This is a genomic window from Segatella copri (assembly GCF_002224675.1).
GTDB lineage: Bacteria > Bacteroidota > Bacteroidia > Bacteroidales > Bacteroidaceae > Prevotella > Prevotella copri_U.
In genome coordinates this window covers 393831-415582 of the sequence record NZ_NMPZ01000001.1, presented here as the reverse complement: position 1 = coordinate 415582, position 21752 = coordinate 393831, and the positions used below count along the sequence as shown (strand labels likewise).

The following is a 21752-nucleotide window of genomic DNA, read 5'->3' as shown; positions in this document are numbered from 1 at the left end:
AAGTATAGCAATGGAATATACAGAGACCGAAATAGAAGGAGTGTGGGTCATACAGCCAAAAGTGTTTGATGATGCTAGAGGCTACTTTTTCGAGGCTTGGAAACAGGCTGAGTTCGATGCCCACATTGGTTATCATGTTGAGTTTGTGCAAGACAATGAGTCTATGTCGAGTAGAGGCGTGCTTCGAGGCCTTCATTATCAGAAGGGCGAAAGTTCGCAGGCTAAACTGGTGCGTGTCATCAAGGGTAAGGTCCTGGATGTTGCGGTAGATTTGCGTAAAGACAGCAAGACCTTCGGCAAGTATGTAATGGTGGAACTGAGCGGGGAGAACAAGTTGCAGTTCTTCATTCCTCGTGGCTTTGCGCATGGTTTCCTCGTGCTCAGCGACGAGGCAATCTTTACCTATAAAGTAGATAACTCTTATGCTCCTCAAGCTGAGGCAAGTATCCGCTGGAATGATGAAACCATTGGTATCAAGTGGCCTATTGAGGGCGAAAATGTATTGCTCTCAGAAAAAGACCTCAATAAGGCGCTGTCTTTTGAGGAGGCTGAGTATTTTGAGTAAGATATCGTGAAAAGATGAAACAAGTTATTAACATATTGTTGTGTGCAAGCCTCCTGGCGGCGATGGCCAGCTGCGGACAGAAGTCTGCGGGTAAGGATTCTGCCGGAGTAAAGGAGGATACTGCTGCCAAGAAAATGCTCCAGGGCATCTGGTTGGATGGCGATGATGAAGATAATGTTGTCTTTCGCGTGAAGGGTGACACCATCTACTATCCTGATTCTACCAGCCAACCGGTATATTTCTATATAGCTGGCGATACGCTGGTGATGAAGGGTGCCAATACGACTAAATATCCGATTATCAAGCAGGCTGCCCATATCTTTCAGTTTAAGGTGCTGAATGGCGATATCATGAAACTCGTCAAGACAGACGATACTTCTTACCTGCAGCAGTTCCTGCATCAGCAGCCGGTGGTTCTCAATCAGAATACGCTCATCAAGAGAGATTCTGTGGTGTATGCAGGCGATGAGAAGTTGCATCTCTATGTGCAGGTGAACCCTACTACCTATAAGGTATTCAAGAGTTCATACAATGATGATGGCGTAGAAGTGGATAATGTCTATTACGACAACATCGTGAACGTGAACATCTACCGGGGTGCTAGCAGGATTTTCGGCCGTGACTTCCGCAAGGAGGATTTCGATGGACAGGTTCCTCATGAGTTCCTCAAGCAGGCGATTTTGAGTGATATCGTACTGAAAAAGGTGGATACTGATGGACTTCATTATAGAGTGGTTTTGGCTATGCCGGACAGCAGTATGAGTTATCAGGTGGAAATCATCATCTCGCTCGAAGGCAAAATGACGATCAAGAAGAGCTAGGATGCACGCCCTGAAAGGGCAGAAGCTCCTAGCCCAGGGCAACGCCCTGGGTATTCGGATGAATATAAAAGTTCGCCCTGAAAGGGCAAAAGCTTTGGATGTTGGAAGCTTTTGCCCTTTCAGGGCGTTTTCTTTGTTGGATAGCTAACCCAGGGTGTTGCCCTGGGCTAGGGGCTTTTGCCCTTTCAGGGCGTCCTTAAGCCACGTTTAAAACTCTATTTTAATTAAAGAATCCCAGCAGGGCGCCGGCGGCTACGGCGGAACCGATAACACCTGCAACATTCGGCCCCATGGCGTGCATGAGCAGGAAGTTGTGACGGTCGTACTCCAAACCGAGGTTGTTGCTGATGCGGGCACTCATAGGCACGGCACTCACACCGGCATTTCCGATCAGTGGGTTCAGCTTCTTGCCCTTTGGCAGGAAGAGGTTCATCAGTTTCACAAAAAGGATACCGCTGGCTGAAGCGATGATGAATGCCAGGGCACCGAGGGCGAAGATCTTGATGGTGTTCAGGGTGAGGAACTCAGATGCCTGGGTAGAACAGCCTACAGTCAAGCCGAGCAGCATTACCACGATGTCATTCAGACTGCTGCCTGCTGTCTTGGCAAGTCTAGTCGTCTTTCCACTTTCCTTCAGGAGATTTCCGAAGAAAAGCATACCGAGCAATGGCAGACCTGATGGCACGATGAAGGTGGTGAGCAGCAAACCGACGATAGGGAAGAGAATCTTCTCTGTCTGTGATACCTGACGTGCTGGCTTCATCTTGATGACGCGCTCTTCCTTGGTGGTGAGCAGACGCATCAATGGGGGCTGGATTACTGGCACCAATGCCATATAGGAGTAGGCGCAAACGGCGATGGCTCCCATCAGGTTAGGACTTAACTTACTGCTCAGGAAGATGGCGGTAGGTCCGTCGGCACCACCTATGATGGCAATACCGGCTGCCTGGTTCGGTTCGAACCCCAGAGCCAGTGCTATCATGTAGGCACCGAAGATGCCAAACTGGGCAGCTGCACCGATTAATATCAGCTTCGGATTGGATATTAATGCCGAAAAATCGGTCATCGCTCCGATGCCCAGGAATACGAGTGGGGGATACCAGCCCTGTTTTACGCCCTGATAGAAGATATTCAACACCGAGTTATCTTCGTACAGGCCGATTTCGAGTCCGGCATCAGCACGGAAGGGGATGTTGCCCAGGATGATGCCCAGTCCGATGGGCACCAGGAGAAGTGGTTCGAAATCCTTCTTGATGGCAAGCCAGATGCAGATAACTCCTATCACGATCATGGCGAGGTTTCCTGCCGTGGCATTTGCAAAGCCCGTATAGGTCAGGAACTCATTGAAGTTTTGTATGATGAAATCCATAAACTATCTATTTAATGGTTACTAACGTGTCTCCTTCCATCACGGCATCGCCTTTATTGACGTTGATGCCGGTGATGGTTCCGGAAGTCTCTGCCTCGATGTTGTTCTGCATCTTCATGGCTTCGAGGATCACGACGGTATCGCCTGCATTCACCTTGTCGCCCACCTTCACCTTGATTTCGTTGATGGTGCCAGGCAGAGGGGCTACCACTGGTTTGCCGGCAGCTGCTGCAGCCGGTTTGGCGGTTGGCGCAGCTGTAGCATTTGCTGCAGAAGTGGAAGAACTGTTGTTATTCTCGCTTTTTACAGTTTGTTCTCCTCCCAACTTCACTTTCTGCTTGCCAGCCTTCACAGGCTGCTTCATTTCCACTTCAAATGGGATGCCATTCACGGTTACATTGGCGATGTTGCCTTCTATATCCTGGATTTCGACTTCGTAATCGACTCCTTTCACTGTATATTGATACTTAGCCATAGTTTCTGTTATTTAGAATTATTGATATTATTGAATTTCGGAGCATTCCATCTTGTCTGTTTAGGCTTGATGGTAATGATGCCGGATTCTACATCATGCACATCCTCCAGGTATTCCTTGAGGGCGAGCGAGATGACCGCCATGTAGATTTCCTTGTCGATACCCTTGGTCTTCAGACCATCTTTCAAGATTATGTTGGTCTTATGACTCAGGTCTTGCGTTACCTCAATGGTCTTCTTGCCGGTCTTATATAATAAGGTGGCATGCTTCTCGGTGGCACGGGCGATGCGCTGCTTGTGTTTCATGTAGGCTCCGAATGCCCAGAATACGACGAAGAGGAGGGCGAGACATGAGAATACGATGCCCATTGAAAGCACGGAGATGCCGATGCCGTATGGATCCTGCTTCTTCAGAAGCTGTGCCTTGCTCAGACCTACGTGTTGTGGCAGATAGCCCGGGGTGATGGCTCCAGCTATGGCTTTCTCCCATATCTTGAAATCCTGGCTCAATTCATAGCTTTCATCGGCTGCCAATACAGGCACGCTTACGGAGTCTATCAAGTCCACGGCATTTCCGTCATAGAGGGCTATCCAGTTGGGCTTCTTTTCCTGTAGAATCAGATTGAGGTGGAAAGGACCTGTGTTGGAAGAATCCTTTGCCTTCCAGAACTGCCCGTTCCAGCCGTCCTTGTACCAGGAACTGCTGTCGAAGATGACGATGCTTTTCTTGCCGCCCAGTGTGGTTCGGGGCTCGTTGTTCGGCAAGGGGCACATCAGTTGTCGGCGTGCTTCGGGCGAAAGATTCTTGTTGAGAACCCGTCGGTCGGTGGTTAGGAACATACCACGTACGTTATACGTGGTAAAGGAGGAATTGCTCAATTCCACCCATGGTTTGTGCTGACCGTACTCATCTACGAGGTTGGTACGGTTGTGGGTCATCACCTCCGTAATACGGATGCTCTTGGCTCCCTGGCTCCAGGCGGGCAAGGATGCGATGACTAGCATGGTTATCAAAAATCCCAATTTCTTCATACGCATATCAACGTTTTAGAAGTTTTCATTTTTAAGAAAATCACATTAGGTTTTCTTGTCTGTTGTTTTAATGCGTCAAAGTTACGAATAATTTGTGAAAAGGCAACAAAAAAGGTGCACAAATTTTTATCTTTGTGCACCTCTTTTATAATTTATAACTATTACTAGTTGTTTTGTTAACTTTTGTAAGCGTTTATGCTCCGCAGAAGAACAGCACCACGATCTGGGCTGTAAAGATACGGAGGAACATACTCAATGGATATACGGTAGAGTAACCTACGGCTGGAGCCTCCTTAGAGCAGGATGCGTTGGCGTAAGCCAGTGCAGGAGGGTCGGTATAAGTACCGGCAAGCATACCCATGATGGTGAAGTAATTGAATTTGAACTTCAATCTGGCGATGGTACCCACGATGAGGATAGGAATGATGGTGATGAGGAAACCGCATCCCACATACTTCAATCCGTCGCCCTGAACCACTGTGTCCCAGAATCCGGCACCAGCCTTGATTCCCACACTCGCCAGGAAGAGTACCAGTCCTATCTCTCGCAGCATCATGTTGGCTGAGGTAGTGGTATAGGTAACCAGTTTCATGCGATAACCGAAACGGCCGATGAGGATGGCGATGATGAGCGGACCACCTGCGATACCCAGCTTCAATGGCACTGGCATGCCAGGGATAGCGAATGGGAGAGAACCGAAGATGATACCTACCATGATACCGATGAAGATGGTAGCGATGTTAGGCGCATCGAGGCGCTTTACAGAGTTACCCATGATTTCAGCCACACGGTTTACATTCTCCTCAGGACCTACTACCATCACGCGGTCGCCCACATGGAAGTGGTGGTTACGGCCTGCGAAGAGATCCATACCCTGACGGGAAATACGGGTCACGTTCACACCATATACACTGGAGAAGTGCATCTTACCAAGGGTCTTGCCGTTCATCTCAGGACGGGTAACAATGATTCTTCTGGATACGAAATGCTGAACCTCATCCTTCTCGCGGTCCCACTCTGCATCAATCTCAGGACCGATGAAAGCCTTGATGGCCTCTGCATCAGCCTCAGCACAAACCACGAGCAGCTCGTCGCCTACCTCAAATGTTGTCTTGCTGTTAGGGATGCTCACTTCTCCGTTGTGGAGGAGTCTTGAGCAGACGATGTCTCGATTCAGGAACTCTGAAACCTCTCTCAGCGTTCTACCTGCGATGTAGGCATTCTCCACGCGCAGGTGCATATTGTGAGGTTTTGCATGAGGGTTGGCAGCCTCCTCCTCGTTGAGCTGCTCTTCTTCTGCAGCCATATCTACGCGGGTGATGTACTTGATGAGGATGGTAGCACCGATGATTCCAACCACACCCAGAGGATAGGCACAGGCATAACCGTTGGCGATGCTAGGAGCACCGTTAGGGAAAACACTGAGCAATGCCTCGTTGGCAGCACCAAGACCTGGGGTGTTGGTAACCGCACCATAGAGGGTACCCACCATCATAGGCAGGTTCTGTGGGTTGCTGGTGTCGAAGAAGAGGTAATAGCATCCGAACATCACGAGGATGTTGAGCAGGATAGCTGTGGCAGAAAGCAAGTTCAGCGTCACACCACCTTTCTTGAAACTCTCGAAGAAGCCAGGACCCACCTGCATACCAATCATGAAGACAAAGAGTATCAATCCGAAGTCTTGCACGAAGGTAAGGATTTCCTTAGGGCCCGTGAAGCCCACGTGGCCGGCCAGGATACCTGCGAAGAGCACGAAGGTAACACCCAGCGAGATGCCACCGATCTTGATCTTTCCCAGATACACACCAACCGCAATCACGATTGCGTAGAGTAGGGCGATGTGAGCCACCGACTCTGTGTTGGTGAAAAGATTAATAATCCAATCCATTAATTTCTTTTAAATTTTCGGTTTTAATAATATATTGAATAAAGGGAATACTGTATCGTGATTATTAAGGCAGGGTATCTTATATTGAAAAATTCGAGGACATCCACGGATGGGATGCCCCCGAACTCAATTTATATAGAAACCTATTGATTACTTCTCAATAGCTGCTACACCTGGCAATACCTTACCCTCGATAGCCTCGAGGAGAGCACCACCACCTGTAGAGATATAAGATACCTGATCTGCCAAACCGAACTTGTTGATACAAGCTACAGAGTCGCCACCACCGATGAGTGAGAATGCACCTTCCTTGGTAGCCTCAGCGATTGCGTCAGCGATAGCCTTAGAACCACCAGCGAAGTTGTCGAACTCGAATACACCTGCAGGACCATTCCAGAGGATTGTCTTAGCACCCTTGATAGCTGCAGCGAAAGCCTTGCGAGTCTCAGGACCTGCGTCCATACCCTCCCAGCCGTCAGGGATGTTGTTAGATGGGCAAACCTGGGTATTGCAGTCGTTCTTGAAGTCGTCACCGCAGATAGAGTCTGTGCCGAGTACGAGGTTTACACCGTTCTCCTTAGCCTTCTTGATTACGTCGAGAGCTACATCGAGCTTGTCATCCTCGCAGATAGACATACCGATCTTGCCACCGAGAGCCTTAGAGAATGTATAAGTCATACCACCGCAGAGAATCAGGTTGTCAACCTTAGTCAACAAGTTCTCGATGATACCGATCTTGGTAGAAACCTTAGAACCACCCATGATAGCTGTGAATGGGCGCTTGATGTTGCCGAGAACTGCGTCAACAGCCTTTACCTCTTTCTCCATCAGGAAACCGAGCATCTTGTGATCCTTGTCGAAAGAATCTGCGATGACAGCTGTAGAAGCGTGCTTGCGGTGAGCTGTACCGAATGCGTCCATTACATATACGTCAGCGTAAGAAGCCAACTTAGCAGCGAACTTCTTCTGACGCTCCTTCATCTCAGCCTTAGCAGCGTCGAACTCAGGAGTACCCTTCTCTACACCTACTGGCTTGCCTTCCTCTTCAGGATAGAAACGAAGGTTCTCGAGCAAGAGAGCCTCACCTGGCTTCAAGGCAGCAGCCTCAGCATCAGCGTTACCGCAGTCCTTAGCAAACTTAACCTCTACACCGAGAGCGTCTGATACGTTCTTAACAATCTGAGAGAGTGAAAGCTCTGGCTTAACCTTGCCCTTTGGCTTACCCATGTGGCTCATCATGATGAGCGCACCACCGTCTGCGAGTACCTTCTTCAAAGTAGGGAGGGCACCGCGGATACGAGTGTCGTCTGTTACATTACCATTCTCATCCAATGGCACGTTGAAATCAACGCGTACGATTGCCTTGTGACCAGCAAAGTTAAAATTCTCAATTTTCATTTTACCTAAATTTTTATATTAGTATTATGTTATTAACCCTGTTTACTGCTGAAACGACCTTTGCCCTACGACTAGTGAGCTTATCAGGCTCCTATGTGCATACTATATAAAAATAGGAGTGGTGTCGGGTCGTAACAAACTCTTTCCGTAGGCAAAAGTAACAAAAATAATCGGTACTACCAAATCTTTCTGCTACGATTTAAAGATTTTTTGTGGTAGATAAGCTTTTTTGCCATATCTACTTTGCAAAACGATGGTTATAAAATGTAAAAATGGTTACTTTTTTAGTGTTTAAAGAAAAAAAACTGTACCTTTGCCGACAAATTCAATCGTTATGGCAAAAGATAAGATAGCATATGTTTGCAGCAACTGCGGGCAGGAAAGTGCCAAGTGGATGGGTAAATGCCCTAGCTGCGGACAATGGAATACTTTTAAGGAGATACGCATTGCGGCTGATTCGGGATCGCAGGCGGCTAAAAGCGCTGGCATGACCATGAGGCATGGCGGGGCTGCTACCATGTTTGGTGGACAACACTCCGACGCAGATGCCAAGCCGATGAATCTGAAGGATATTTCGGCTGTGGATGAGCCGCGTATCGATATGATGGACGAGGAGCTGAACCGCGTACTGGGTGGCGGTATGGTGCCGGGAAGCATCACCCTGCTGGGCGGTGAACCGGGCATCGGAAAGAGTACCCTTACGCTGCAGACCATCCTGAATATGAAACATAGAAGGGTGCTGTATGTGAGCGGTGAGGAGAGTGCCCATCAGATTAAGCTGAGAGCTGACAGACTGGCGAAGGGACAGGCTATGCTGAAGAATGGTTCAACTGGAGATGCTGTTTCGGCAGATGGAATTCCACCGGAGAATGCCTTCGGTCATATTACGATTCTCTGTGAAACACAGTTAGAGAAAATCTTTTCCCATATTCAGCAAGTGGCTCCAGAACTGATAGTTATCGATTCTATCCAAACAATTGCTACAGAGAGTGTGGATAGTTCTCCTGGTTCAGTATCCCAGGTGCGTGAATGCGCAGCATCGCTCCTGAGATTTGCCAAGACCAGCGGTATCCCTGTTATCCTGATCGGACATATTAATAAGGAGGGAACCCTGGCTGGTCCGAAGATCCTGGAGCATATTGTGGATACCGTCATCCAGTTTGAGGGTGATCAACATTATATGTACCGCATCCTGCGAAGCATCAAGAACCGATTCGGAAGCACTTCGGAACTCGGCATCTACGAGATGCTGCAGGGAGGATTGAGACAGGTGAGCAATCCGTCGGAACTGCTCCTTACGGAAGATCACGACGGACTGTCGGGTGTTGCCATCAGTGCTGCCATTGAGGGTGTGCGCCCGTTCCTGGTGGAGACGCAGGCTCTGGTGAGCACGGCGGCATACGGAACTCCCCAGCGCTCGGCAACGGGTTTCGATCAGCGAAGACTGAATATGCTCCTTGCAGTGATGGAGAAGCGAGTGGGCTTCAAGTTGATGGCGAAGGATGTGTTCCTGAACATTGCGGGAGGCTTGCGAGTGACGGACCCTGCGATGGACCTGAGTGTGCTGGCTGCGGTATTGAGCAGCAATGTAGATACAGCGATAGACCAGGGCTGGTGTATGTGTGGCGAGGTAGGACTCAGTGGCGAGGTTCGTCCGGTGAGCCGTATCGAGCAGCGCATCGCTGAGGCAGAGAAGCTCGGATTCCAGCATATCATCATTCCGAAGTATAATTATCATGGTTTCGACCATAAGAAGTATCAGATAGAGATTCATCCCGTAAGGAAGGTGGAAGAGGCGTTTCGCTGCTTGTTCGGGTAAAATCTCACGCAGATTTCTCTGATTACGCAGATTTTAGTGTATATCTGACTTTATAAATATTGTATAATCTGACTTTAAAATAAAAAGTTCAAAATAAATGAAGGATTCAGTAATTATTGTGAGCGGCGGTATGGACAGTATTACCCTGCTCTATGACAAGAAGGACGAGATAGCCCTGGGTATCAGTTTCAACTATGGAAGCAATCACAACGAGCGTGAGATTCCTTTCGCCAAGATGCACTGCGAGCGACTGGGCATCAAGCATATCACCATTGATCTGGGATTCATGCATCAGTATTTCAAGAGCTCTCTCCTGGAAGGTGCCGATGCCATCCCTGAGGGACATTATGCCGATGACAATATGAAATCTACCGTGGTGCCTTTCCGTAATGGTATCATGCTGAGTATCGCCATCGGTATCGCTGAGAGCAACAATCTGAAGAAGGTGCTCATCGCCAATCACGGCGGCGACCACACTATCTATCCGGATTGTCGCCCTGAATTTATCAAGGCAATCGATGAGGCTGCCGAGGCTGGCACCTTCGTAGATGTTCGCGTGGTGGCTCCTTATACCAACATCACCAAGGGTGAGATTGCAGCTATCGGCAAGAAACTGGGCATTGACTATGCCGAGACCTGGAGCTGCTACAAGGGTGGTGAGAAGCACTGCGGAAAATGCGGTACCTGCGTGGAACGCAAGGAGGCACTGGCTGAGGCGGGTATCGAGGATACCACGGAGTATGAGGAATAAAGAATGCCTTATATAATAAGGTATGAATAAAAGTTAATGTGGAAATATAAAAGATAAAACATAATTCAAAATGAAGAAAATGATTTTTACAGCTGCTATGATGCTGGCATCTGCAGCAGCGATGGCTCAGAGCGGAACCTTTCAGATCAAGGGTAACGTAGAGGGGTTGCCGGATTCTCTGGTAGCTATGATTGGAAGAAAGACGGAAAACATCGAGGTTAAGAAAAAGAAGTTTGAGTTCTCCAAGAACTTTGATAAGCCTCAATGGGTTTATCTCTGTGACCAGAAGGTCATCAAGAGTGGAGCATTTAGTGCCATCCCTGTCTTTGCCATTCCGAGTGAGACTATTGAGATGAAGGGTAACTTCACTGGGGGTGTCGATATCAAGGGAGGTAAATTCTATCAGGAACAGGATTTGATGGATGAGTATAAGGGTCAGGCTTACAAGGATATCAAGGCGCTCTGGAAATGGTATTCTGACAATGTGAATGACAGCAACCGCGATTCTATCGAAAAAGTAGTAGATGAGCGTATGGAACCTTTGCAGAAGAAGTATGCTGCCGACCTTCTTGCTTATGCCAAGCAGCATTCTGATCAGGAATGTATCGCTCTTCTCATCGACGAGCTGGACGATGTCAAGGATAAGGAGACTTTGATCAGTCTGATGGCAGATAACGTCAAGAACGGTAGAATGAAGGCATACTATGAGCCAATTTTCGAACGTGCCAAGAAGCGCGCAGAGATGGAGGAGAAGGCTAAAGTGGTTCAGGCTTCCGGTGTAGAGGCTCCTGATTTTACCTTGAATGATATCAACGGCAAACCATTCTCTCTTTCCAGCCTTCGTGGCAAGTATGTAGTCATCGACTTCTGGGGTTCCTGGTGTATCTGGTGTATCAAGGGTATGCCTAAGATGAAGGAGTACTACGAGAAGTATAAGGGTAAGTTCGAGATCCTGGGTGTTGACTGCAACGATACCGAGGCTAAGTGGAAGGCTGCCGTTGAGAAGCATCAGTTGCCATGGATTCACGTCTATAATCCAAAGGGTAGCGATGTACTCGACAAGTATGCTGTTCAGGGCTTCCCAACTAAGATTGTCATCGGTCCTGACGGCAAGATTGTGAAGACCATTGTGGGTGAGGATCCTGCATTCTACACCTTACTCGATGAAGTGCTTGGTAAGTAAGTCCAATTGGCAAAGCGCCCTGAAAGAGCAAAAGCATAGTAGATTTAATGCTTTTGCCCTTTCAGGGCGCTTCTGTTATACTCTATGTTTACCCAGGGTGTTGCCCTGGGCTAGGTGCTTCTGGGCTTTCAGCCCGTGTGGGATCAATCTATATCATATTTTATATATGGTATTTCCTTTGATAGTTTCTCTTTGATTTTACCGGTGCTCCATTGAAGGAGTCGGCACCTCTTCCGATGTGCGGACCACGGCTGCCGCCCCGATAGCTCTCGTGGAAGCTGGCTCCACCGCAGTACTCGCTCCAGCGGGCACGGATTCTATCTACATAATCTGCCGTCTCTGTACCTCGCATATAACCATATTTCACCACAGGGTCGCCATAATAGGCGGGTTGGGTAAGGCGCAGCACGTATTCTCTTACATGTCCCCAGTTCTGTGGGTTGCCACCATGTTTCCTGGTCAGTGCCATTGCATCACGGATATGGTGGAAACCACCATTATAGGCAGCCAGGGCGAAGAGCGCACGCTGTGCCGGATCGCCTACATCCGAGAAATGTCCCTGGAGTTCTGCCATGTATCTGGCTGCTGCTGCCACATTCGCCTCTGCATCGTGGATGGCACTCATCGGTAATCCCAGGTGGGCAGCGGTAGATGGCATGATCTGCATCAGTCCGCAGGCACCAGCCCATGATTTGGCATTCGGGTCGAAGCAACTCTCCTGGTAACACTGTGCAGCCATCAGGCGCCAGTCCATACGTGCCGTTCCGCTGTATCTCATAAAGAGATGGTCGTAGCGGGAGATGACTCCCTTGGAACGGTTGAGGAAAGGAGAATAGACATGTCGGCGGATGCTTGCCGTAGAGAGCAGGAAGGACTCTTCCTTCTTTACCTCGGCTATCAGTTTTGGCTTGAACCATCCGTTCAGGGTGTCGGCGAGACTCTTGTTGCCGCCAACTACCGCCCACTGCGTCTTGCCTTTATCAGGTGTTACGCCGCAGAAAAGTAGATTGATAGTCTTGCTATCTCCGGAAACCGATTTTGCAGCCGTTTTGTTCTTTCCTGCCGATGACTTTTCACCTTTTAATATATGACGGGGCAGGGGAACGGCGATGATGTCGCCTTCTCCCTTCTGGAGTTTCTGAATCATCTCGGTAGTGTCCTTGCATTCCTCCACTCTCAACGATACACCAATCTGCTGGGCAAACTTCTCGCAGAGCAGGTACTGCAGACCCATTCCGTGGTTGTGGTAATCATAATAGGTGGTAGGACCATTCACTGTAAGCATGATCAGCTCGCCATTGTCCTGGATATCCGACAGCGACAAACCCCGTTGCTGAGCCTGAGCGCCAGCATTGCCATCTGCTGCGTTTTCGTCAGATTCCTCTTCGTCAGAACCGTCCATAGACTCCACTTCGCCCACGGGAGTTCCCCAGGGAGTGAGTTCCTGTTGCGGTTTCTTGTCAGCGCAACTGGCAAGCAAAAACAGCGAATATAATGTGTATAAATATAATTTTTTTCTCATTGCGACTGCAAAAGTACAAAAAAAAGCATATAAGTGCGAAATTATTTGCATATTCTAACAATTTTATGTACTTTTGCAATGTTTTTCAAACAAAATACAGAAATATGTTACGAATAGCAGTACAAAGTAAAGGTCGTCTGTTCGACGACACAATGAATCTTTTAGCAGAGGCGGATATCAAGGTAAGCGCCTCAAAGCGCACTCTTCTGGTGCAGGCAAGTAATTTCCCTCTGGAGGTGCTCTATCTCCGCGATGACGATATTCCTCAGAGCGTAGCCTCTGGCGTTGCCGACATCGGTATCGTGGGTGAGAATGAATTTGTAGAGCGTGGTGAAAACGCACAGATTATCGACCGATTGGGTTTCAGCAAGTGCCGTTTGAGTCTTGCCATCCCTAAGAAGATTGATTATCCAGGATTGAAATGGTTTAATGGCAAGAAGATTGCTACCTCTTATCCTAACATCCTGCGCAACTTCATGAAGAAGAACAATATCAATGCCGACATTCACGTCATCACTGGTTCTGTGGAGATTAGCCCGGGTATCGGTCTGGCAGATGGTATCTTTGATATTGTCAGCTCTGGTTCTACACTGGTAAGCAACAATCTCGCCGAGGTTGAGGTAGTGATGAAGAGCGAGGCTCTGCTCATCGGCAACTGGAAAATGGATGATGAGAAGCATCAGATTCTCAACGAGATGCTGTTCCGCTTCGAGGCTGTACGCTCTGCCCAGGACAAGAAGTACGTGATGATGAATGCCCCTAAGGCGAAGGTAGAGGAGATTACCCAGGTATTGCCTGGTATCAAGAGCCCTACCATCATCCCATTGGCAGACGAGGAGTGGTGCTCTATCCACACCGTTCTCGATGAGAAGCGTTTCTGGGAAATCATCGGTAAGTTGAAGGAACTCGGTGCACAGGGCATTCTGGTGACACCAATCGAGAAGATGATATTGTAACATTGAACTGTTTGCAAAGTTCAATGTATTAATAAATTTCAAAGTATAATAAGGAATGAAGGTAATAAAGTATCCTGCAAAGGAGGAATGGAGCGAGATTGTAGAACGCCCACACCTGGATGTATCGCAGTTGAATGCGACCGTACAAGGTGTACTCGACGATGTGAAGAACCATGGCGATGAAGCCGTGAAGCGTTACGAGGAGAAGTTTGATCATGCCCATCTCGATTCTTTGGCTGTGACTGAGGCTGAAATCGAAGAGGCTGAGCTACTGGTTTCTCAAGAACTGAAAGACGCTTTGCACCTCGCCCATCATAACATTGCCGCATTCCATCAGAGCCAGAAGTTTGAGGGTAAGAAGGTGGAAACCTGTGCTGGTGTCACCTGCTGGCAGAAGAGCGTGGCGATAGAGAAGGTGGGATTGTATATCCCTGGTGGTACTGCACCTTTGTTTAGCACCGTATTGATGCTCGCCACTCCTGCCAAGATTGCCGGTTGCAAGGAGATTGTTCTCTGCACGCCTCCTAACAAGGAGGGTAAGGTGAATCCTGCTATCCTGATGGCGGCAAAAATTGCTGGCGTAAGCAAGATTTTCAAGGCTGGCGGCGTGCAGGCCATCGGTGCGATGGCATACGGAACAGAAAGTGTGCCTAAGGTATATAAGATCTTCGGTCCGGGCAACCAGTTTGTGATGGCTGCCAAGCAGCAGGTTTCTCTCCACGATGTGGCTATCGATATGCCGGCTGGACCTTCGGAGGTTTGTCTCATCGCTGATGAAACTGCCAACCCTGTCTTTGCGGCTGCCGACCTCTTATCGCAGGCTGAGCACGGCTTCGACTCTCAGGTTTTCTTCATCACTACCTCCGAGAAGGTTTTGGAAGATGTGAAGAAGGAAGTGGAAGTGCAGTTGGAACAGTTGCCACGTAAGGAGATGGCACAGACCTCATTGGACAACTCCAAGTTCATCCTCGTGAAGGACGAAGAGGAAGCCATCGATCTCTGCAATACCTATGCCCCTGAGCATCTCATCATTGCAACTGCTGATTATGAGCAGCTTGCCGAGAAAGTGGTGAATGCGGGCAGCGTATTCCTGGGCAACTATGCATGTGAGAGTGCCGGCGACTATGCCAGCGGTACCAATCATACCCTGCCAACCCATGGCTATGCACTGGCTTACAATGGTGTGAACCTCGACAGTTACAACCGCAAGATCACCTTCCAGCATCTCACGGAAGAAGGTATTCGTAACATAGGTGATGCTGTGGTGACGATGGCGGAGAACGAGCAGTTGGAGGCACATGCCAACGCCATGAGATTGAGAGTAAAAAGTCTAAAATAAAAGTAAGGTATGAAAGATTTAAAAGACTTGTGCCGAGAAAACATCTGGAACTTGGCACCTTACAGTTGCGCTCGCACGGAATTCGCTGGCAGAAATGCCCGCGTTTTCCTCGATGCCAACGAGAATCCCTATAATGACCCTTATAACCGATACCCTGACCCACTGCAGGTGGAACTGAAAAAACAGGTGAGTAAGATCAAGGGGGTAGCTGAAGACCAGATTTTCTTGGGCAATGGTTCGGATGAGGCCATCGACTTGGTTTACCGTGTGTTCTGTCGCCCTGGCAAGGATAATGTGGTAGCCATTGCTCCTACATACGGTATGTATGAGGTTTGTGCTGATATCAACGACGTGGAGTATCGCTCTGTGTTGCTCGATGAGAACTATCAGATTTCTGCAGAGAAGATCATTGATGCCTGCGATGAGAATACCAAGGTGGTATGGTTCTGCAGCCCTAACAACCCGACGGGCAATCACATCAATCGCGAGGCTATCGTAGAGGTGCTTCGTCTCTTTGATGGTATCGTCATTGTGGATGAGGCTTATAGCGATTTCTCTTCCGAGCGCACCTTCCGTGGTGTGCTGAAGCATTTCCCTAATCTCATCGTGCTCAATACGATGAGTAAGGCATGGGGTTGTGCAGCGCTTCGTCTGGGTATGGCGTTTGCCAGCAAGGAGATTATTGACATATTCAATAAGGTGAAGTATCCTTATAATGTGAATCTGCTTACCCAGCAGCAGGCACTTGAGGTTTTGAAGAATCCGCTGAAAGTGGATGAGTGGGTGAAGAACATCCTTCAGGAGCGTTCGAAGGTGATGGCTGCCTTCCTGGATCTGCCTATCACCGTGAAGGTTTATCCTACGGATGCCAACTTCTTCCTGGTGAAGGTTACGGATGCGCAGGCCATCTACGATTATCTGGTGGCACAGGGCATCATCGTAAGAAACCGCAATAAGGTTCAGCTTTGCGGCAACTGTCTGAGAATCACCATCGGAAACAAGACAGAGAATGCCGAGTTACTCGGGGCGCTGAGACAATACTAGCATTTGTGAAGTACGCCCTGGGCACTGAGACAATACTAGCATTTGTGAAGCACGCCCTGAAAGGGCAGAAGCTCCTAGCCCAGGGCGTTGCCCTGGGCTAGGAGCTTCTGCCCTTTCAGGGCGTATGGGATGTGGTTTATGACACACCCTCTTTTTTAAATTAATTTCATATTATTTTCTCCTGCCTCTTCCTTCGTTTCTTCCCTGGTTTCCACGTCCGCTGCCACGCTCGTTCTTATCTCCGCTGTTATAGCGGTTCTTGCGATTGTGGTTGTCGGTGTCGAAATTAGGATTGAAACTCTTTTTCTTCTTGTCCTTGAAGAAGCCGGCACCCTGGTCTTTCTGATTGCGGAGCTCGGCTCTGGCTGCGGCTACTGCATCGCGGATATTAGCATTGGCGTTGTTGCTTCTGCCCTGCGGAGCATTATTTCCTCTGCCTTGCTGAGCATGACCGTTTCTTGAAAATTTACCATTCAAAGGACGACCTTCATTGAGGTATTTCTCCTCGTCATAGCAACCTACATTGCCATATCCCTTTGGCGCAAAGCGGTCTGCTGCATTTCTGCCACGGCCTCTTCCGCCATTTGGCTCTGCTGCATTTCTGTCGGCACCACGCTTGCCCTTGGCACCTCTGCCTACGCCCGGATTATCATAGGTAGAACCAATCGCCTTGTCATCGAAGTTGGTCTTCTTGCCCTTGAAACCTCCGCCATGATTTCCGCCGAAGCTCTTCTTATCGTATAGCTTATCTATCAAATCTGTTCTGCCGATACGGCGAAGTTCGCTCTCAATGGCGCGGCGCTCCTCTGGCTTGTACCAGAAGAAGAACATGCGCTGGGCAAGCTTTTCCTTCTGGGTCTTGGCACTGAATACTGGTTCCAAGGTGTATGGGTCGTATCCCGTGTACCATGTTTCCGTAGAAATCGTCATTGGGGTAGGGGTGAAGTCCTGTACCTGCTCCAGATGAAAGTCGAGTCCCTTGGTAATTACTGCCAGTTCTGCCATATCCTCTTCATGACAGCCCGGATGCGAACTGATGAAGTATGGAATGATCTGCTGGTTGAGACCTTCTTCCTTGTTGATCTTGTCGAAGATGCGTTTGAATTCGTAGAAGAGATCGAACGATGGTTTGCGCATGAACTTCAATACCTCTGGACTGGTATGTTCCGGTGCTACCTTCAGTCGACCACTCACGTGCTTGGTGATCAGCTCGCGGGTATATTCCCTTGCCGCCTGGTTCACCTTCTCGTCCTTGCTCTTGTGTAGGAGCAGGTCGTAGCGCACACCACTACCGATGAAGCTCTTCTTGATACCCGGCAGGGCATCTACGGCATGATAGATCTCCAGCAGCTTGCTGTGGTCGGTGTTCAGGTTCGGACAAATCTGAGGGTTCACGCACGATGGGCGCTTGCATACCTCGCAAGCCTTCTGGTTCTTGCCGTGCATGCCATACATGTTTGCCGAAGGACCGCCCAGATCGCTCAGATAGCCCTTGAAATCAGGCATCTCGATGATTTTCTTCACCTCTTTCAGAATGCTCTCCTTGCTACGGCAAACCACGAACTTGCCCTGGTGTGCCGAAATGGTACAGAACGAGCAACCGCCGAAGCAGCCACGATGCAGGTTCACAGAGAACTTGATCATCTCGTATGCCGGAATGGTCTTGCCCTTGTACTTAGGATGAGGCAGACGGGTGTAAGGCAGGTCGAAGGCTGCATCCAGTTCCTCGGTGGTCATCAGCGGGAATGGTGGATTCACCACTACATACTTACCGTCGGTCTCCTGAATCATGCGCTGGGCATGCATCTTGTTGGCTTCTTCCTCCAGATGGCGCACGTTTTCCGCCTGTCCCTTCTTGTTATGCAGGCACTCCTCGTGGCTATGCAGGATGATGTCATCCTCCTTGAATCCGCCAGGGATGTCCTTTTCCTTGCAGTAGAAAGCCACCTGCGGCATCTCGTGAATCTGGTCCATGGTCTTGCCTTCGGCTAATGCATTGGCAAGTTCCACGATGGAGCGTTCGCCCATACCATAGAGGATGAGGTCGGCACCCGAATCGCAGAGGATGCACTTGCGGAGTTCGTCTTTCCAGTAGTCGTAGTGGCTGATGCGGCGCAATGATGCCTCGATACCGCCCAGTGCCACAGGTACATCCGGATAGAGCTTCTTCAGTATCTGGGTATAGACGATAGACGGATAGTCGGGGCGCATGTCGTGGCGGGAGTCAGGACTGAAGGCATCCTCGCTGCGCATACGGCGGTTGGCCGTGTAGCGGTTTACCATCGAGTCCATGGCTCCCGGCGATACACCGAAGAAGAGGCGAGGGCGACCGAGCTTCTTGAAGTCACGGAAATCGCCATGCCAGTCGGGCTGAGGCACGATGGCTACGCGATAGCCGTTAGCCTCCAGGATTCTTCCGAGGATAGCCGGTCCGAAGGATGGATGATCTACGTAGGCATCACCCGAGAAGAGGATGACATCCAGTTCGTCCCATCCTCTGAGTTCGCACTCCTTCTTGGTTGTTGGGAGAAAATCTGTTAACTTATAATCCATTCAATATACTTTAGTCATTCACTGCATCTGGCTCAGCCTCAGCTGCTTCCTGTGCATCCTTCTTGTCCTTCCAATCTACGTAGAGCAATACGAGGTTGTGGAGGCCGAGTGCCTTCATATTCTGGTTGTAGATCACGTCGAGGCAGAGGTCGAGCAACTCCTTGTCCTTGATGTCGCTGCTCTCCAGAAGAGAACGGACGTTGAATCTTAACTTGTCGAGCACTTCCTCGTCGATGATGCCATTGCTATCTACGAGGTTGCGGAGCAACTGATACTTGTCAATAGTCTCTAAATGCTGGTCGCTCACTTCGATAGAGCGTGTACCAGACTGGTTTGCTTGAATCTTATACATATTTTATTGATTTTAAATTTATTCTGTTAAGAACTTCAGAATACCCTGCATGATGCTGTAGCGGGTTTTCTCATCGCTGATGCACTCCAGTGGGAATCCCATGGTGAAGGTGCGGTAGCTGGTACTCCTATAGGCAACTGCTGCACTGGTTCCCGTAAGATAACGCATGGCGCAGAAGGCTGTGCTGCCTATTGGCTTGAGTATCTCCGGATGGGTGGCTGCATAATGCTTGGCATTCAGCGAATGATAGTAGCTGAATTCCTTGCCCAGTCCGCTTACCGTTGGCGATGTGGTTACGATGCTGTCTCGCTCGGTAATGGTGGAATCTTCCGGATTGATATCCTGCACGATAAACTTGGTGCCGGTAGGCTCATAGTTTACTTTCAGGATAGCACCCATGAATGATTTCTCCTCTTCATCCTGCATATCGCTGCCGTTGTAGGAGCCGCTCACAAGCAGTTTTCCGCCGTTGAGGGCATAGTACTTGATGCGCTTCTGCATGGCTGGGGTGAAGGTCTTGTAGTACTGGTGGGTATAACCGTCGTAACGCTCCAGACCATTGATGAGGTCCACTGCCTGATAGTCGGTCATCTTCACTCTTCCCGAAAGGATGGCTTCGCTCGAACAGCTGGCTATGCTGTACTTGTTGCCGGAAGCGATAGCCTGGGCATGCTCCACGGTATGGTTGAAGTCATTGCCTGCCACAAACTGTCCTATCATCTCGTTGCCGCTGTATCCCAGTCCGCTGGAAGATTCGATACCCATTCTATGGATGTCAAATACCTTCTGCTTGCCGCTCCAGCCCGCCGTCAGACCATAGCTTACGCCTGGGTCCTGGTCGAAGTCGAAGCCCTGGATACTGTCGTTATCTACCACCTGCGGTGAGGCAAGGCGATGGAAATTGTTCACGATCAGAATCTTGTTGGTGGCAGTAGGGTTATAGAGTGCCGAGAGGGTTTCTGATGGGAAGCTCTCGCCGCCCTGGTTTACGGCTGCTACCCGGAAGTTGTAGAGCTTGCCTGGCTCCAGCTTTACGTTGTAGATGTTGGAGCGAACCATTGTACCATTGTCGAATCCGCCTTTGCCTTCTGCCTGATAAACGATGTAGCTGGTTGGCTTGGCGGTAGGTTCCGTCTTGTCAAGCTGCGCATTCCAGGTGAGGCTGGCATAGCCCAGTTCATCCACCTCCACACTGAAGTGGTTGGGTGCCAGAGGCTGCACCACATACGGTTCGTCATGGTTGCTGCTCACGAATCTGAGAATGGTCTTGTAGATGGAGCGGGCGATGGTAAACTTGCCCATCGGATCCTGTGCGATGCGCATGTCCGGGAAGCTCTGGTGAGAGAGCATTTCGATGATTGCCGATGGTACTTCCGGCAGTCGGGTCTCCGAATAGTTTCTATCCCAAAGATAGCGTTTTCCGAATGAACCAAAAGTGTTGGTCATATCTTCTACAAGGTTATCTCTCAAAGCCTTAGCGAAATCTTTTGAAGCAAATCTTGAAATGCCGCTGTTCAGCATACCATCGTTGAAATCGGTGGTACAGATAGCGAGTGCACCCCAGGTGGATTGTCCGTCAGGGTTGTATCCTGCGTCGCTGTGCAGGGCGAGAGAAAGCTCTATCGGCACGCGCTTGCCGTCCATTGCCGGCATATATACGCTGCCGCCTCCCAGCCAGTTGGTCATCATCGAACGGGTGTTGATGTCGTCGGCATAATCGTTCTTTCCCTTTCTTCCGCCATACACGCTATAGGGTGCTCCAGCCCACTGGGCGTAGTATCTTGCTCCTTCCAGGCAGCGTGGCAGTCCGCTTACGTATCCGCCACGTTCTATGTTGCCCATACCGCCTCCGAATCGTACGGCATCGGTGGTTACTACACCTCTGCGTGAAGCGTGATTGGTGCAGACCACACGGTTGAACTCGTTGCATCCCTTGTCGAACTCGAAGGTGCCGAGATATACCCATGTGCCGCCACCCATACGCTGGTTGACGGTGAACTCTGTAGCCTGTCCCTTGTGATAGACGATGTATTTGGCATCGGGTACACTCTTGGGCAGTGTCTGGTAGCTTACATAAACGGCATATTTTCCCTCTTTCTGGAAGTTAGGCTGATAACTTACCAGGCTGTTCTTCTTTCGCTTGGTAGCCTTTGCCTGTCTTACGGTACCCATCTGGAACGGATTTTCTCCATCCTGATAGGAAGCCTGGAGGTTGGCGAATCCCAGGGAGTCGCAGTTCTTCCATTTCTTGCCGTTCACGAATTCCTGGTAGGCGATGGATTGTCTGTCATCGTTATCCACAACAATCTCCTGCTGCTGCCAGTCGCGTTCACGGGGAGTGAAGACGATGGCGCCCGCATTTTCCAGCATCGGGATGAGGTAAGGCACCACAATGGTCTGGGTAAAGAGGTCTTCCGTGGTACAGAAGAGGTTAGGACGTTGCCATTTCCATCCTCTTTCAGCATCCCAGTATCTTCCGTGCGATGCCCATAGTGAGAGATGCCGGTTCTGCAGTCCGGCAGTCACGAAGTAGGGGCGTGAGGCGTTGAACACCCACGGATCTTCATCGTATTCGATGTTTCCCCATGCATGACTGTTTCCCTCATCGAATGCCTGCAGCATGAATCCGGAAGAAATAAGCAGACTGCTTATCAGCCCATATTTTGTAAATCTCGTTTTTTTCACG

At 49.5% G+C, this 21752-nt stretch carries 17 protein-coding genes; 8 read left to right on the top strand and 9 right to left on the bottom strand.

All coding sequences use genetic code 11. From position 1 onward, the window contains the following. The first annotated feature begins 10 nt into the window (after positions 1-10). Both rfbC and CFT61_RS01895 read left to right on the top strand, forming a co-directional pair. Complete coding sequence (gene rfbC, locus CFT61_RS01900; RefSeq protein WP_089542766.1) at positions 11-565, top strand: dTDP-4-dehydrorhamnose 3,5-epimerase; 555 nt, start codon at positions 11-13, stop codon at positions 563-565. A gap of 14 nt (positions 566-579) precedes the next feature. Continuing rightward, positions 580-1386, top strand: coding sequence for a DUF4738 domain-containing protein (locus CFT61_RS01895; protein ID WP_089542765.1), 807 nt, complete (start codon positions 580-582; stop codon positions 1384-1386). A gap of 220 nt (positions 1387-1606) precedes the next feature. Here the strand turns inward: CFT61_RS01895 and CFT61_RS01890 are convergent, their stop codons facing one another. The 5 genes from CFT61_RS01890 to CFT61_RS01870 all read right to left on the bottom strand — a co-directional run bounded on the left by CFT61_RS01890 (position 1607) and on the right by CFT61_RS01870 (position 7547). Beyond that, complete coding sequence (locus CFT61_RS01890) at positions 1607-2755, bottom strand: sodium ion-translocating decarboxylase subunit beta (protein WP_089542764.1); 1149 nt, start codon at positions 2753-2755, stop codon at positions 1607-1609. Positions 2756-2762: 7 nt separating this feature from the next. Continuing rightward, complete coding sequence (locus CFT61_RS01885; RefSeq protein WP_089542763.1) at positions 2763-3230, bottom strand: biotin/lipoyl-containing protein; 468 nt, start codon at positions 3228-3230, stop codon at positions 2763-2765. Positions 3231-3238: 8 nt separating this feature from the next. Beyond that, a complete protein-coding gene (locus tag CFT61_RS01880; protein WP_176425466.1) occupies positions 3239-4261 on the bottom strand; it encodes an OadG family protein in 1023 nt (340 codons plus the stop codon). 193 nt (positions 4262-4454) lie between these two features. Beyond that, positions 4455-6149, bottom strand: a complete 1695-nt coding sequence (locus CFT61_RS01875) for a putative transporter (RefSeq protein ID WP_089542761.1) — start codon at positions 6147-6149, stop codon at positions 4455-4457. A 150-nt stretch (positions 6150-6299) separates the two neighbouring features. Next, a complete protein-coding gene (locus tag CFT61_RS01870) occupies positions 6300-7547 on the bottom strand; it encodes a phosphoglycerate kinase (protein WP_089542760.1) in 1248 nt (415 codons plus the stop codon). A 334-nt stretch (positions 7548-7881) separates the two neighbouring features. On the opposite strand from CFT61_RS01870, the gene radA reads away from it, so the two are divergent. The 3 genes from radA (at position 7882) to CFT61_RS01855 (ending at position 11300) form a co-directional block, all read left to right on the top strand. Beyond that, the gene (radA, locus tag CFT61_RS01865) at positions 7882-9366 is read left to right on the top strand and encodes a DNA repair protein RadA (RefSeq protein ID WP_089542759.1); all 1485 of its coding nucleotides are present in this window, start codon (positions 7882-7884) and stop codon (positions 9364-9366) included. A 97-nt stretch (positions 9367-9463) separates the two neighbouring features. After that, positions 9464-10117 carry a 7-cyano-7-deazaguanine synthase QueC gene (gene queC / locus CFT61_RS01860; protein WP_089542758.1) on the top strand — a complete coding sequence of 218 codons (654 nt, stop codon included), beginning with the start codon at positions 9464-9466 and terminating at the stop codon, positions 10115-10117. 70 nt (positions 10118-10187) lie between these two features. Further along, on the top strand, positions 10188-11300 hold the full coding sequence (locus CFT61_RS01855; RefSeq protein ID WP_089542757.1) for a TlpA family protein disulfide reductase: 1113 nt from the start codon (positions 10188-10190) through the stop codon (positions 11298-11300). 160 nt (positions 11301-11460) lie between these two features. Here the strand turns inward: CFT61_RS01855 and CFT61_RS01850 are convergent, their stop codons facing one another. Beyond that, on the bottom strand, positions 11461-12822 hold the full coding sequence (locus CFT61_RS01850; RefSeq protein WP_089542756.1) for a transglycosylase SLT domain-containing protein: 1362 nt from the start codon (positions 12820-12822) through the stop codon (positions 11461-11463). A gap of 104 nt (positions 12823-12926) precedes the next feature. On the opposite strand from CFT61_RS01850, the gene hisG reads away from it, so the two are divergent. From hisG to hisC, 3 genes are read left to right on the top strand one after another with little or no spacing between them, the layout of a single operon-like run. Continuing rightward, on the top strand, positions 12927-13778 hold the full coding sequence (gene hisG, locus CFT61_RS01845) for an ATP phosphoribosyltransferase (protein WP_089542755.1): 852 nt from the start codon (positions 12927-12929) through the stop codon (positions 13776-13778). A 55-nt stretch (positions 13779-13833) separates the two neighbouring features. Beyond that, entirely contained in the window at positions 13834-15117 is a 1284-nt protein-coding gene (gene hisD, locus CFT61_RS01840; protein WP_089542754.1) for a histidinol dehydrogenase, read from the top strand. 9 nt (positions 15118-15126) lie between these two features. Beyond that, positions 15127-16161, top strand: a complete 1035-nt coding sequence (hisC, locus tag CFT61_RS01835) for a histidinol-phosphate transaminase (RefSeq protein ID WP_089542753.1) — start codon at positions 15127-15129, stop codon at positions 16159-16161. A gap of 171 nt (positions 16162-16332) precedes the next feature. Here hisC and CFT61_RS01830 read toward each other — a convergent pair whose 3' ends face one another. From CFT61_RS01830 to CFT61_RS01820, 3 genes are read right to left on the bottom strand one after another with little or no spacing between them, the layout of a single operon-like run. After that, complete coding sequence (locus CFT61_RS01830) at positions 16333-18714, bottom strand: YgiQ family radical SAM protein (RefSeq protein WP_254918819.1); 2382 nt, start codon at positions 18712-18714, stop codon at positions 16333-16335. A 10-nt stretch (positions 18715-18724) separates the two neighbouring features. Beyond that, complete coding sequence (locus CFT61_RS01825) at positions 18725-19066, bottom strand: hypothetical protein (protein WP_089542752.1); 342 nt, start codon at positions 19064-19066, stop codon at positions 18725-18727. Between the two features lie 18 nt (positions 19067-19084). Continuing rightward, positions 19085-21751, bottom strand: a complete 2667-nt coding sequence (locus CFT61_RS01820; protein WP_254918818.1) for a fibronectin type III domain-containing protein — start codon at positions 21749-21751, stop codon at positions 19085-19087. Position 21752 lies beyond the last annotated feature (1 nt).